The organism is Thermosediminibacter litoriperuensis (assembly GCF_008124715.1).
Lineage (GTDB): Bacteria > Bacillota > Thermosediminibacteria > Thermosediminibacterales > Thermosediminibacteraceae > Thermosediminibacter > Thermosediminibacter litoriperuensis.
The window spans coordinates 30,745-43,935 of record NZ_VNHO01000014.1; the positions used below are offsets into that span (position 1 = coordinate 30,745).

At 53.7% G+C, this 13,191-nt stretch carries 13 protein-coding genes; 11 read left to right on the forward strand and 2 right to left on the reverse strand.

Features of this window, described 5'->3' with window-relative positions:
- Nucleotide 1 precedes the first annotated feature (1 nt).
- The 9 genes from LZ11_RS07315 (at nucleotide 2) to LZ11_RS07355 (ending at nucleotide 8,212) form a co-directional block, all read left to right on the forward strand.
- On the forward strand, nucleotides 2-1,408 hold the full coding sequence (locus LZ11_RS07315) for a TadA family conjugal transfer-associated ATPase (protein WP_222927213.1): 1,407 nt from the start codon (nucleotides 2-4) through the stop codon (nucleotides 1,406-1,408).
- Nucleotides 1,341-2,309, forward strand: coding sequence for a type II secretion system F family protein (locus LZ11_RS07320; protein WP_148867247.1), 969 nt, complete (start codon nucleotides 1,341-1,343; stop codon nucleotides 2,307-2,309). Before LZ11_RS07315 ends, LZ11_RS07320 begins: the two co-directional genes overlap by 68 nt.
- An 11-nt stretch (nucleotides 2,310-2,320) precedes the next feature.
- On the forward strand, nucleotides 2,321-3,247 hold the full coding sequence (locus LZ11_RS07325; RefSeq protein ID WP_148867248.1) for a type II secretion system F family protein: 927 nt from the start codon (nucleotides 2,321-2,323) through the stop codon (nucleotides 3,245-3,247).
- A 13-nt stretch (nucleotides 3,248-3,260) separates the two neighbouring features.
- Entirely contained in the window at nucleotides 3,261-3,617 is a 357-nt protein-coding gene (locus LZ11_RS07330; protein WP_148867249.1) for a DUF192 domain-containing protein, read from the forward strand.
- On the forward strand, nucleotides 3,617-4,558 hold the full coding sequence (locus LZ11_RS07335; RefSeq protein ID WP_148867250.1) for a methyl-accepting chemotaxis protein: 942 nt from the start codon (nucleotides 3,617-3,619) through the stop codon (nucleotides 4,556-4,558). Before LZ11_RS07330 ends, LZ11_RS07335 begins: the two co-directional genes overlap by 1 nt.
- An 83-nt stretch (nucleotides 4,559-4,641) precedes the next feature.
- The gene (locus LZ11_RS07340; protein ID WP_148867251.1) at nucleotides 4,642-5,811 is read left to right on the forward strand and encodes a sensor histidine kinase; all 1,170 of its coding nucleotides are present in this window, start codon (nucleotides 4,642-4,644) and stop codon (nucleotides 5,809-5,811) included.
- 1 nt (nucleotide 5,812) lies between these two features.
- Nucleotides 5,813-6,481 carry a response regulator gene (locus LZ11_RS07345; RefSeq protein WP_148867252.1) on the forward strand — a complete coding sequence of 223 codons (669 nt, stop codon included), beginning with the start codon at nucleotides 5,813-5,815 and terminating at the stop codon, nucleotides 6,479-6,481.
- A gap of 25 nt (nucleotides 6,482-6,506) precedes the next feature.
- Nucleotides 6,507-7,286, forward strand: a complete 780-nt coding sequence (locus tag LZ11_RS07350) for a DUF72 domain-containing protein (protein WP_148867253.1) — start codon at nucleotides 6,507-6,509, stop codon at nucleotides 7,284-7,286.
- Nucleotides 7,283-8,212, forward strand: a complete 930-nt coding sequence (locus LZ11_RS07355) for a Cof-type HAD-IIB family hydrolase (protein WP_148867254.1) — start codon at nucleotides 7,283-7,285, stop codon at nucleotides 8,210-8,212. The genes LZ11_RS07350 and LZ11_RS07355 overlap by 4 nt, the downstream gene beginning before the upstream one ends.
- Nucleotides 8,213-8,316: 104 nt before the next feature.
- On the opposite strand, the gene LZ11_RS07360 is transcribed toward LZ11_RS07355, so the two are convergent.
- Complete coding sequence (locus LZ11_RS07360) at nucleotides 8,317-9,279, reverse strand: D-alanine--D-alanine ligase family protein (protein WP_148867255.1); 963 nt, start codon at nucleotides 9,277-9,279, stop codon at nucleotides 8,317-8,319.
- A 180-nt stretch (nucleotides 9,280-9,459) separates the two neighbouring features.
- On the opposite strand from LZ11_RS07360, the gene LZ11_RS07365 reads away from it, so the two are divergent.
- Nucleotides 9,460-10,446 (forward strand): ornithine cyclodeaminase family protein, encoded by a 987-nt coding sequence (locus LZ11_RS07365; protein ID WP_148867256.1) that lies wholly within the window; start codon nucleotides 9,460-9,462, stop codon nucleotides 10,444-10,446.
- A 20-nt stretch (nucleotides 10,447-10,466) separates the two neighbouring features.
- Nucleotides 10,467-12,098, forward strand: a complete 1,632-nt coding sequence (locus tag LZ11_RS07370; RefSeq protein ID WP_148867257.1) for a methyl-accepting chemotaxis protein — start codon at nucleotides 10,467-10,469, stop codon at nucleotides 12,096-12,098.
- Between the two features lie 11 nt (nucleotides 12,099-12,109).
- Here LZ11_RS07370 and LZ11_RS07375 read toward each other — a convergent pair whose 3' ends face one another.
- The gene (locus tag LZ11_RS07375; RefSeq protein WP_148867258.1) at nucleotides 12,110-13,186 is read right to left on the reverse strand and encodes an HD-GYP domain-containing protein; all 1,077 of its coding nucleotides are present in this window, start codon (nucleotides 13,184-13,186) and stop codon (nucleotides 12,110-12,112) included.
- Nucleotides 13,187-13,191 lie beyond the last annotated feature (5 nt).

A 13,191-nucleotide genomic window follows, 5' to 3' on the forward strand; every position in this document is an offset into this window, starting at 1 on the left:
CGTGTCCCTTCTCAAGAGGCTTGAAAGCAGAAAAAACTTTCCGGAAAAAAACAACCACAACCTGGAACTCGCCTTCAAGGCGGAGCTGCACAGAAAGATCGTGGACGAGCTCAAGGAACTGCCCGCCGGTGAAAAACAGGATAACGAAATGCTGAAAAAGAACATCGAGCGGCTGGTGGAAAAGTACCTGGCCGAAGAGGGGGAAAACCGCGTATCAAAAAGTGACAGGATCAGAATAACAGCCGAGATGATAGACGAAATACTGGCCTACGGCCCCATAACCCCGCTGATAAACGACCCGGAGATCAGCGAAATCATGGTGAACGGCCCCAACCGGGTTTATGTGGAACGAAACGGCGTCATAGAGCTGACCGGCGTCGTCTTCAGGGACGATGAGCATGTAATGAACATCATAGAGCGCATTGTGGCTCCCATAGGCAGGCGCATCGACGAGAGCATGCCCATGGTGGACGCCAGGCTTCCCGACGGTTCCCGCGTGAATGCCGTAATACCGCCTATATCACTCATAGGGCCGGTGATAACCATCCGGAAGTTCTCCAGGGAACCCTTCACGGTGGAGGACCTGGTAAACTTCGGCACTTTGACGCCCCGGATAGCCACGTTCCTGGAGGCGTGCGTCAAGGCGAGGCTGAACATCCTGGTCTCCGGAGGCACCGGCAGCGGTAAGACCACGACGCTGAACGTACTGTCCTCGTTCATCCCGGCGACGGAGAGGATAGTGACCATAGAAGACGCCGCAGAACTTCAACTCCAGCAGCCTCACGTCATTACCCTGGAGAGCAGGCCTCCAAACATCGAGGGAAGAGGGGAGATAACTATAAGGGACCTGGTCAGGAACGCGCTGCGCATGCGCCCGGACCGGATAATAGTGGGCGAGGTAAGGGGCGGTGAAGCTCTGGACATGCTCCAGGCTATGAATACCGGCCACGACGGCTCTCTCGCTACGGGTCACGCCAACTCCCCCAGGGATATGCTGGCCCGCCTGGAAACTATGGTACTGATGGCCGGAGTAGACCTTCCGGTGAGAGCTATCAGAGAGCAGATTGCATCGGCAATAGATCTCATCATACAACAGAGCAGGTTGAAAGACGGATCAAGGCGCATAACCCATATAGTGGAGGTTCAGGGCATGGAGGGTGACGTAATCCTGCTTCAGGACCTGTTTACCTTCAGGCAGACCGGAGTAGGAGAGGACGGTAGGGTCAAGGGGGTTTTTGAAACCACCGGGGTGCTGCCCAGGTTCATGGAAAGGTTTGAGGTTTACGGTATAAAGCTCCCGAGGGAGATATTCTATCCATACGCCGGAGAGGAGGTATCCGATGTCTCCGGAAACGACAGGGGCATTAACCTTTACCGCCGTATTTCTGGCGGCGATAGGGTTAAGTGAAATAATATATCCCGACAGGGAACGACTGAATGAGCGCCTGAGGCAGCTGGCCGCAGGCGGCGAAAAGAAAAAGGCGAGGGGCTCGGGCAGGGTGGAGTTCAGGAAATTCTGGCGCGACCTTTTAAAATGGGCCGGGAGCCTTTCCGCCACCAGGTCCCTCGGGAAATTCCTGGATAAGAAGCTGGCGGAGGCGGATATTCCACTGAAGGGCGGGGAATTCATCGTGCTGGTCGCTGTCCTGGTTCTGGGCGCGTGCCTTTTTACCCTGGCCGTTACCTTCGACCTGAGGGCCGGTGTACTGGCCGGCGCGGCAGCCGGCGTTGTGCCTTTCGTCGCGGTGAACAGCAGGAGGGAGCGGTGGCTGTCCCTTTTCAACGCACAGATGTGCGACGCCCTCACCATCCTCGCCAACTCCCTGCGTTCCGGTTTCAGCTTCCTGCAGAGCATGGATCTGGTGAAAAAAGAGCTCCAGGGCCCGGTGGGGAAGGAATTCGGCAGGACCATCAGCGAGATAAACCTGGGTACCCCCACCGAGGAGGCTATGAAAAATATGGCCGAAAGGGTAAACAGCAGGGACCTGGACCTGGTGGTGACGGCCGTCCTGGTTCAGCGGCAGGTGGGCGGCAACCTGTCTGAGGTGCTGGATAATATAGCCTCGGTCATCAGGGACCGGGTGCGGATAAAGCGCGAGATAAGGGCAATGACTGCCCAGGGCAGGATGTCGGGGCTTATTATAGGTATGCTCCCGGTGATGCTGGGGGTGTTTCTGTTCGTTACGCGCCCGTCATACATCATGGAGCTTTTCACAGATCCTGTAGGCCGCGCCATGCTCATGACCGCAGTTATGGGCGAAGCCGTGGGGTTTTGGCTGATCAGGAAGATAGTGGATATCGATGTGTAGGGGGTGGCGGTGTGGAGCTTTACCTCATATCAGCCGGTGTTTCCGGCTTGACTTTTATAACGGCGCATTATCTTTTAAAATCCCTGGTGGAAAGGCGGGCGGCGGAAAAAAAGAGGCTTACGGAAGTGGTGGGTTCAGGACATCCCAGGCCCATCCGGGAGCTGGAGCTTTCCGCACCCCTGTTCCAGCGCTTTTTCAAACCTATCCTGAAGAGTGTTGCGGGAATCATAGTGAGGTTTATCCCGGCCTTCGGCGAGGAGGCCATGGCGCAAAAGCTCGTCGAGGCAGGTAGGCCCTACGGTTTTTCCCCGCGGGAATTCATGGCCGTCAAGTGTCTGCTGGCGGGCTTTTCGGGCTTTGCCCTGTATACGGCTTCCGGCCTCCTGGTTTTACCTTTAGTTCAACATGTGGCCGTCACCGCGGCTGGAGCACTGATGGGGTGGCTCCTGCCCGATATGCTCGTCAGCTCAATAATAAGGAACAGGAAGGAGCAGGTGGAAAGAGAGCTTCCCGACGTACTGGACCTCATCACCGTATGCGTAGAAGCCGGGCTCGGATTCGAAGGAGCGATGATGAAGGTGGTGGAGAAGTCCGGCGGCATACTGGCCGGGGAACTGTCCCGGGTTCTGACGGAAGTGAGGATGGGTAAACCGCGGCGGGAAGCTTTGAGGGAAATGGCCGATAGGCTTGCGGTAGACGACCTGTCCTGCTTTGTGGGTTCCGTCATAATGGCTGAACAGCTGGGAATAAGCATGGGCAACGTGCTGCGGCTTCAGTCCAGGGAAATCAGGGAGAAGCGGCGCCAGCGGGTCGAGGAGACGGCCATGAAGGCGCCGGTAAAGATGCTGGTCCCCATAGTGGCCTTTATATTTCCCGCCTTATTCGTGATCCTTTTAGGGCCCGCCGCCATACAGATCATGCGGGTATTCGGCAGATAGGCGGTGGTGTCCTTTGAAGGCGGTTAACAGGAGCAAGAACACGGTCCTGGCGGAAAGACTCATCCTGGCTGCGACCTTTCGGGAGAGGCTGGTAGGGCTCATAGGCACGGACCGCCTGGAGCGCGGCTCGGGGCTCCTCTTAATACCGTGCCGGGCCGTCCACACGTATTTTATGAGGTATGCCATAGATGCGGTTTATCTGGACGGGTCCGGCAGGGTGGTGAAGGTTATTGATACGATGCTTCCTTATACCTTCGGGCCTGTGGTGAAAGAAGCCCGGGCCGTACTGGAGCTGCCTGCGGGCACCTGCCGCGGGACTTCCACTGAAGAAGGGGATCTGTTCGAATTTGTACAGGAGGTGGGTATATAATGGTAAAAGCCGGGCGAAGGTTTGGGAATTTTTCAATAGGCTTCAGATTGAGCATGGGGTTTACCCTGATTTTGACCTTTTTGCTGGGGGCAATGGGATTTACGATATACGTCCGGGACAGAGAGGCGTTCATAGAAGAGTTCACCGGTCGCGGCTGGGCTGTCGTACAGGCGGTCAACGGATACGCCTACCAGGCCGTAAAGACCGGCAACCGCGAGCTCTTAAACGGGATCGTAAACAGCCTTGTAAAGGAAAAATATGTGATGCAGGTAGCCCTGCTGGACCCGAAGGGCAGGGTCGTCACGTACGCCGGGTCGAGAATCAAGCCGCCGTCGAATCCGGAGCTGTCTTCCGCGGGGAAGTCGGAGGCACTGCTGGATGAAAAGGGCAGGGTAAAGGCGGTTTCATTTTTATCGCCTGTCACCAGCGAGGAGGGTACGGTAGCCGGTTACCTTTACGTGCTGTATGATTTCAACCCCATCAACGACCATCTGAAGAAAACGATGTACTACATAATCGTCAATTACATAATAGCGTGCCTCGCAGGAGTCGTACTGGTGCGGCGCGTAATACTGAACGCCGTGGAAAGGCCCGTGAAATCCCTGCTTGCCGCTACGGAGAGGGTATCTATCGGTGACTTTTCCCACAAGCTGGAGGTAGTGAGCAGGGATGAACTCGGGAGGCTGGCCCAGGCTTTCAACACTATGATGGACCAGCTGGGACTCTTGTTCGGGAACATAAGAAACATCATGAAGGACATGATACAGAGTTCAGACCTGATCGGCCAGCGTTCGTCCTACATCGAACAGTACGACGGCAACGGGCTCGACGCCGGGAGAAAGTCCGAGCTGATGAAGGAAATAAATTCGGCCGCAAGGCGCATCACCCGCATGGGCAATCAATTGAACTCCCTGGTGCAGCAGTTTAAGACGGATTCGTAGTTTTTCTAAAAGGGAATCGGGCAGGATGCAGCGAATTATATTTTAGGGGACAAAAATTGGCGGGATTGAGGCGGGATTTGTAAATGGTGAATGTGTCAAACCTCGAAAGGATTATAAACAAGACGAAAAAAATAGTGGAGAAGAGCAGGGAAGAACTTTACCGTCTGGGCGAGACCGCCCGTCAGGAATATGAGCGCACGAGGTACGAACTGGATTCGGTGAAAAACCAGATTTCCGACCTCATAAGAGAAGTGGACGAACTGGAGGGGGAATACACGAAGGCCAGGTTGTACCTGATGGAGGTCAGCAGGGACTTCAACAGGCACAGCGAGGAACAGATCAAAGGCGCCTACGAGGCGGCCCATGCGAAGCAGCTGGAACTTTTGAGCAAGCGCGAAAAGGAAAAACTGCTCAGGCTTACTAGAGACCACCTGGAGCGCAATTTGAAGAACCTGGAGACCACCATAAGGCGCTCGGAGGAACTGATAGCCAACGTGAGCATGGTGCTGAAGATCCTGGGCAGGGACCTGGAATCCCTCAGCGTGGAGATAGGTGAGATGCAGCAGAGGCAGGCCCTGGGCTTTTCCATCATCATGGCTCAGGAGGAAGAACGCAAGAGGGTGGCCAGGGAAATTCACGACGGGCCTGCCCAGAGCCTGGCCAACATCGTGATGAGGGCTGAGTACTGCCTTAAGCTGATGGACATAAGCCCGTCAAAGGTGAAAGAAGAGCTGTTTGGGCTGATGGACCTGGTGCGAAGCAGCCTGCAGGACGTGCGGAAGATAATTTTCGACCTGCGCCCCATGTCGCTGGACGACCTCGGCCTCGTGCCCGCCCTGAAGAAATATGTAGAACAGTATAGGAACGATTGCGGCATTTACGTGGAATTGACCGTGTTGGGCAGAGAGTATCCCCTGGACGGTTGCCAGGCCGTAGCGATCTTCAGGGTTATCCACGAGGCCATGACGAATATAAAAAAATACGCCGGGGCATCGCAGGCGGTAATAAAGGTGGAATTTTCGAAAAACAGGGTCAACGTGGTGGTGAGGGACAACGGGATCGGATTTGATGTGGAAAGGGTGCTTTCCGAAAAACGGGGTGTTGCTTTCGGTATAGTAGGCATGAGGGAAAGAATACAGCTTTTAAAAGGCAAATTTGAGATAAAATCTGCTCCCGGTCACGGGACGGAGATCGCCTTCAGTGTTCCGGTGGTAAACAACGAGAAACTCTCTATTGGCAGCCGGAGGGATTGATATGCCCGGTGAAAAGTTAAAGAAAATAAGGACAATTGTGGCTGATGACCATGCCCTGGTGAGGGAAGGTATAGTGAAGATCCTGTCCCTCGAACCGGATATCCTGGTGGTAGGAGAGGCCGAAGACGGTGAGCAGGCCGTCGACCTTGCCGTAAAAATGGACGTGGATATAATACTCATGGACATCAACATGCCAAAAATTAACGGAATCGAAGCCACAAGAATAATCAAGGGAAAAAAGCCCGAAGTGAACATAATCGCCCTTACCATTCACGAACAGGAGGACTACCTTTTCGAAATGATAAGGAGCGGGGTGTCTGGATACGTGCTGAAGGACGTGCGCCCCGACGAGCTCATCAAAACCATCCGCCGGGTGGTGGAGGGCCAGGCTTTTATACCGCCTTCATTGACTCCCAAGGTATTTCAGGAATTCAACCGCCTCTCCCGGAATCAGGAGGAGCCCTTCAACGCCTTCAACCTGACCGTACGCGAAATAGAAGTGCTGCAGCATGTGGCCCAGGGGCTTTCCAACAGGGATATAGCCGAAAAGCTCTTCATCAGCGAGAAGACCGTAAAGAATCACCTCACGAATATTTTTCAAAAAATGGGGGTAACCGACCGGACTCAGGCCTTGCTTTTGGCGATAAAACACGATATTGTTAAAGTATGAGTATAAATATTGCGGAGGAATGGCCTTGATACTAGTTGCCACTTCGGGTTATGCATACAGGGACTGGAAGGGAAGGTTTTACCCCGAGGACATGAAGGATGGTGACATGCTGACCTTTTACAGCCGGGAGTTTCCCTTTACCGAGGTGAACTCCAGCTACTACAGCATGCCGACCCCGTATATGTTCTACCATATGATGAAAAAAACCCCCGAGAGTTTCATCTTCGTAGTCAAGGCTTACGGGGGCATGACCCACCAGGGCGACCTGAGCGATATAACGGTGGGGAAGTTCAGGGACGCCTTAAAGCCGCTGGTGGAAGCGGGAAGGCTGGGTTGCGTGCTGGCCCAGTTCCCGTACAGTTTTCACAATAACGAAAAAAACAGGGATTACCTGAAAAGGCTGCGGGAGAGGATGAAGGATCTGCCCCTGGCCGTCGAGTTCAGGTCCGACGACTGGCTGAGACTTGACATTATCAAGATGCTCAGGGAAAACGATATGGCCTTCGTATGCGTAGACGAGCCGCCCATAAGGGGACTTCTGCCGCCGGTGGTGGTGGCCACCAGTTCCATAGGATACGTGCGGTTTCACGGCAGGAACATACAGAAATGGTATAACCACGAGAAATCATACGAGCGCTACGATTACCTGTACACCGAGACGGAACTCGCCGAATGGGTGCCCAGAATAAGAGAACTTTCCCGCAAGACAAAGGTCGTATTTATATCGATGAACAACCATTTCAACGCGTCGGCCGTCATCAACGCAAGGCAGCTCTTAGGCCTTTTAAAGGGGGCGGGCTCATGAGTGCTCCGTATAAACTGATAGCCCTGGACATCGACGGTACCCTCATAACCAGCAGGTATACCCTCACCCGGCGCACCCGAAAAGCCCTGAAAAAAGCTATGGACAATGGCATGCTGGTTACTCTGGCTACGGGCCGCCTTTTCAGGAGCGCCTGTTGCCTGGCCAGGTGCATCCCTGTAAACGTCCCCATAGTATCTAACGACGGGGCGCTCATAAGGGACGTCTTCTCCGGCGAAACCATCTTCTTCAGGCCTGTACCGCAGGACCTGGCGGAAGCAATTCTTACAGCCGCGGGCTGCTACCCCAGCTTCGAAGTGCAGGTTTTTTTAAAGGACAGGAAACTTTTTGCCGGGGCCGATTACCGTATGATGCAATTTAAACGGTTTTTACGCTTTTCTCGCAGATACTCCCTGATAGGATGCTACAATTACCTCAGGGATTTTGTATTTGTACCCGTGGAAAACGCCGGGAGCATCGATGAGGTCAAAAGGCGCCTTACGGAACCGCCGGCCAAAATAGTGATTTACGGCGATCCCGGGGAACTTGAGGCCTTCAAAAAAGAACTGAAGGATGTCCTGGGCGAAAGGATCTACATCACTTCAGCCATAAAAAACTGCATCGACATCCTGGACGGCGGCGTGTCCAAGGCCAGGGGCCTGTCGGTTCTCGCCGAGCACCTGGGGATAAAAAGGGAAGAAATAATCGCCATAGGCGACAATATGAACGACCTGGAGATGCTGGAATACGCCGGGCTGGGGGTGGCGATGGGCAATGCCCCCGATGCGGTGAAGCAAAAAGCGGACTTTGTGACGGCCCGCAACGACGAGGATGGGATTGCGCTATTTCTGGAAGGGTTGCTGTCTCTGCCCAAAGGGCGAAAACGGATATACGCCGGTGGAAAGAATCCACCCGCTTCCTTGAAATAAAAGCACCCCGATAAGGGGTGCTTTTCCGGCGTACCGAGAGCCCCTCAGATGGCCGCCTTCATAGCCGGGCGGCCGGCTTTGCCCTGAATGATTTTATGGATGTATTAAAGGCCGTACCTTTCCAGGGCGCTCTTCACTATGGAGCCGATGAACTCAGCCCGCGTCATGCTCTGGACCTTGGCCATGTAGCCCATGTAACCGTGATGGGTACCGTCCCGCGACATGGTAAGTCCGGCGAAGGTGTTTATCTCCAGGAAGTACGGGGTACCGTCGTCCCCCAGGATCATATCTATTCTGGAAAAATCCCTGGCGTTCAGGACCCTGTAGATGCTCAATGCCGTGCTTTTTACTTTCTCCTCCTCTTCGGGGGAGAGCCTCGCGGGACAGTGGATTATCTCGTTGTCGTACATCTTGTGTTCGAAGGTGTTCGTCCTGACCGAATTGTATTCGATTTCAACCGGCGGCAGCACCCGGGGATCTGCATATCCTATTATTCCCACGGTGATCTCCCTGCCCCTGATGAATTCCTCCACGAGGGCGGGCTGGCCGATTTTATCTGTTATCTTTGATACGACTCGAGGCAGGTCTTCGGGTCTTTCGACGATGTTTTCTTCGCTTATACCGGCGCTGCCCCGACCGCGGACAGGCTTGACAAAAAGCGGGTATCTCAGGTCGTGATCGGGTATTTTGCGCGGGTCTTCCACCAGCACAAACCTCGGCGTGGGAAGTTTGTGGTACGCTACTATCTTCTTGCGCGCGGCTTTGTCTATCGCCACCAGGTCCAGCCCGGAACCGGCGAAGGGAATGCCAAAGGCTTCGAGGAAAGCTACTTCCTGGAGCGAAGAGGCGTTGAAAACCAGGTCCACCTTTTCTTCCAGCACTTCCCTGAGGGTTTCCTGCGGGTTGTCCTTTTTCCATTCTATCATTACAGCGTCGTAACCCGCTTCCTTTATTGCCGAGTAGTGCTGGTAGGCCTCTTCATAAGCGTCGTCGTAAATGCTTTCTCCGGAAAGTTTCAGCTGGAGCTCCACATTGCGGAATTTTCTCCAGAATACCCCTACCTTCATTTCCATTCCCCCTTTACAATTACCATTATATATAAAGCGGCCTGTTAGGGCAAGGAATTTATACAATTATCAGAAATGTCGACTTTCGGAAATTTTCAATTATTATTTCCAAATTTGTACAAAATCTGATATAATATATCTAACTAAATTCGCCATCATTTACCGGGAGGATGTTGCAGGATGCTTATTCTTAAAAAGAGCGATGTGGAAAAAGCCCTTTCAATGGAAGAGGCCATAAATGCCATGGAGGAAGCCTTTGCAGCTTATTCGGCGGGAAGGGCTAAAGTTCCGCTCAGAACCGCAATCCACGTCGATGGTGCGGAGGGTGACGCCCTGTTCATGCCGGGGTACGTAGAGGGCATCGGCGTGGCGGTCAAGTTAGTGTCGGTTTTTCCGGGCAACGCAAGGTTTGGCAAACCGACGATCAGCTCCGTGGTAGTGCTGGAAGACCGGGAAACTGGAGAACCCGTGGCGCTGATGGACGGTGCCTACCTGACGGCGCTGCGGACCGGTGCGGCGTCGGGAGCCGCCTCGAAGCACCTGGCGCGAAAGGACTCGAAGGTGGCCGCCGTAATAGGGGCCGGCGTCCAGGGGACAACCCAGCTATGGGCCGTGAGCTGTGTGAGGAGCATCGAGGAGACCCGGATTTATGACCGGGACCCGAAAAGGGTTGGGGATTACATAGCCGAAATGAAGGCCAGGCTGCCGGGGGTCAGGTTTGTGGAATGCGGCAGTGCCGACGAGGCGGTAAGAGAAGCCGATATAATCATTACCGCCACGACTTCCCAGACACCCGTCTTTTCCGCCGCCAGCGTAAAAAAGGGCGCCCACATCAACGCCATTGGAGCATATACGCCAAAGATGCAGGAAATCCCGCCGGAGCTTTTGAAAAAGGCCTCGAAGATCGTGGTGGATTCGCGGGAGGCGGTGCTCTCGGAAGCGGGGGATTTTATAATACCCATTAACAGCGGAGATTTCTCGCCGGAAGGTATTTACGGAGAGTTGGGAGAGATCACTTCCGGGAGACTGCGGGGGCGCGAAAGCGATGACGAGATAACCCTTTTCAAGACTGTGGGGATAGCGGTCCAGGATGTGGCCTGTGCGGCGCGGATTTATGAAAAGGCCTTGGAAATGGGGCTTGGAATAGAAGTGGATCTATTACACTAATTTGTCCGGGAGGATTCTGTATGAAGTTTTCAAAAAAGGGCATTATAAAGCTTGTTATTCAGCTTTCTCTGTTGCCTTCCCTGGTAGTTTCGGCGGTAAACCTTGCGGCAGGAGTCCCCTTCAGGGTGCAGCTGATTTCCTTTACCGCCGCCGCTGTAATTATGCCCTTTATGAATTATTTCATACTGAACTCTGCGGTAAAACAGCTGTACATACTGGCCGAAGTTATAGGGGAATTTTCCCGGGGTGAAATCCCTTCCATAAGCAGGTTGGGGCGGGGCAGGGGCCTTTTCGATTTCCTCGTAGCCCCGGTCATGAAGGCTTTCGAACACGTGTTCACCGTAATGGGCAGGATGCAGAGGGCTGCAGAAGAAATAAATTACTTTTCCGGTAAGTTTACAGAGAGCATGGACCAGATAAACCAGGCGGCTCATCAGATTGCCGGTTCCATAGATGAAATAGCGCTGGGGGCGGGAGAGCAGGCTGAAGCCGCCCAGGAGACATCGGATAATATCAATACACTTTCAGCCCTTGCGGAAAAAATAGCCGGGGAGACCAGGGAAGGGGAACAGGGCATAAAGGCGATGGTCGAGAAGGTGAGGGAGACGAGGGAGGTACTGGAAGGCCTCATCAGCAACCTGAGCCTGTCGTCTCAGACCAGCTCCCTTTCTGCTTCCAAGATGAGGGACCTGGAAAACCTGACAACCAGGATCAACGGTTTTGTCCAGGTAATCACCGATATTGCCGACCAGACCAATCTGCTGGCGCTCAACGCCGCCATCGAAGCGGCCAGGGCCGGGGAACAGGGGCGCGGTTTCGCCGTGGTAGCCGGTGAGGTGAGAAAGCTGGCGGAGCAGTCGGCAAAAGCTGCCAAAGAGATAAAGGAACTGTCGGAGAGAATCCAGGAAGAGGCCCGGGAAACGGCGTTACAGGTGGAAAAAAACCTCGAAGTAGTAAATGAGAACATCAAAAAAGGCAACGAGTCCATGACTGCCTTTGACGATATAGTATCGGGAATAGACGGATTTAAAGTTTCCATCGAGCGCATAAACAGGATGGTCGGGGAGCAGGTGGAGAAGGTGGTTAAGGTATCCGAGGCGGCGGAGAAGATGGCGGCCGTGTCCGAGGAGACTGCGGCAGGAGTGCAAGAAATAGCGGCATCCAGCCAGGAACAGAAAAATCTGGTCGGCGCTATATCAGAGGAAGCCGGCAGGCTGTCGCACATGTCTTCCGAACTCATGGAAATATCCGAGGCGTACACCCGGAACTATAGGATACCTGAAAGCGCCAGGGAAAAGCTATCCGCCATAAAACAGCAGCTTTCCCTGCTGGCCCGGGAGGACTTCGTCGTAAACAGGGATGTGGACGCCCAGAGGCGTGAATTTGAAAAGATAAAACGGGAAACGCCGGGAATACTTGATTTAGTTACTCTCGACAACAAAGGTGACATCATTTACGTAACCAATGACATCCCCGTAAGAAACCTGGCTTTCAGGCCGTGGTTTCAGGAAGCGATCCGTGGAAACGAATTCATATCAAAACCCTACATCGACATTTCGGCAAACCGCATGACGGTGACCATATCGGTGCCCGTCAGAAACGGGGAAGGCAGCGTGGTCGGTGTGATCGGCGCCGATGTGAACCTGAATTGAAACGCGTGTCATCAGGGACCGTAGGAGATCACAAATTTTTGAGCTTCTTCCGGTGACAGCGGAGCCTCAATAACTAAGGAGAGTTCTTTTTCCAGGTCCAGGATTTCTCCCGAAGGTATCAACTGGACTTTGGGCCTGAAAGGAAGCGGGGGGTTTGCGGAAACTACGCAGCCGATTGTGCCGTTGCTGAGCCTGACCAGCGTACCCGCGGGGTAGGGTTTTACGCAGGATAAAAAGGCGTTTATCACTCTCAAGTCGAATTTGGTATTGCCCGAAGCCTGAAACATCTCGTAGACTTCGTTCGGAGGAAAGGCCTTCCTGTAGACCCTGTCCGTGGTCATGGCGTTGTACACGTCAGCCACAGCGCATATCATCGAGAATTCGTCGATCTCGCTTCCCTTCAAGTTCCTGGGGTAGCCGGTACCGTCGTACCTTTCGTGGTGGTTTAATATGATGTTCATTGACCGGGGGTGAACTTCGTTTTCCCCCTTTTTATTTTTTATCAGCTTCCACCCTTTGGCCGGGTGTGTCATTATAATTTTAAATTCCTCCGGTGTGAGCTTCCCTGGTTTATTCAGAACAGCCGGATCGATCAAGGTCTTGCCTATATCGTGAAGCAGGCTTCCGGCGCCCAGGGCGAAAAGCTTTTCCCTGCTGTAGCCCAGCCTTATGCCCGTAAGGATGGCCAAGGTGCACACGTCCACCGAGTGAGCGAAGGTGTAAAGGTCACTGGAGCATATGTCGGTCAGGTGGTCGATTACTGCTTTTCCGGAAAGGATCTCGTCGAGCAGGGCCTCCACACTTTCAAAAATGCTGGAAATGGGTGTATTCTCCAGGTTTTTCACCCAGGAGTTCAGCACTCGCATCGCCTCGACCCTTATTTTTTCCGAAAGGGTCTCGTTGATTTCCATTTCATCATAAGGTACCGGACCGTCCACATCCACCACGATGACATTATTTCTCTTGAGCGCGTTTATGTAGCGCGATGTCAGGACGACACCCCGGTTCAACAGCAGCTCGCCGCAGTTACCGTATACGGGTTTTGCCAGTTTCATTCCGGGCAGGAGGTGGGTTGTGGGGAGTTTCAACTCGT

What these genes read in the sequence shown, in the direction of transcription:
- LZ11_RS07365 (WP_148867256.1), top strand. Translation starts at nt 9,460, where the DNA reads ATGCTTATTCTTAAAAAGAGCGATGTGGAAAAAGCCCTTTCAATGGAA.
- LZ11_RS07335 (WP_148867250.1), top strand. Translation starts at nt 3,617, where the DNA reads ATGGTAAAAGCCGGGCGAAGGTTTGGGAATTTTTCAATAGGCTTCAGA.
- LZ11_RS07370 (WP_148867257.1), top strand. Translation starts at nt 10,467, where the DNA reads ATGAAGTTTTCAAAAAAGGGCATTATAAAGCTTGTTATTCAGCTTTCT.
- LZ11_RS07345 (WP_148867252.1), top strand. Translation starts at nt 5,813, where the DNA reads ATGCCCGGTGAAAAGTTAAAGAAAATAAGGACAATTGTGGCTGATGAC.
- LZ11_RS07340 (WP_148867251.1), top strand. Translation starts at nt 4,642, where the DNA reads ATGGTGAATGTGTCAAACCTCGAAAGGATTATAAACAAGACGAAAAAA.
- LZ11_RS07360 (WP_148867255.1), bottom strand. Translation starts at nt 9,279, where the DNA reads ATGAAGGTAGGGGTATTCTGGAGAAAATTCCGCAATGTGGAGCTCCAG.
- LZ11_RS07320 (WP_148867247.1), top strand. Translation starts at nt 1,341, where the DNA reads ATGTCTCCGGAAACGACAGGGGCATTAACCTTTACCGCCGTATTTCTG.
- LZ11_RS07355 (WP_148867254.1), top strand. Translation starts at nt 7,283, where the DNA reads ATGAGTGCTCCGTATAAACTGATAGCCCTGGACATCGACGGTACCCTC.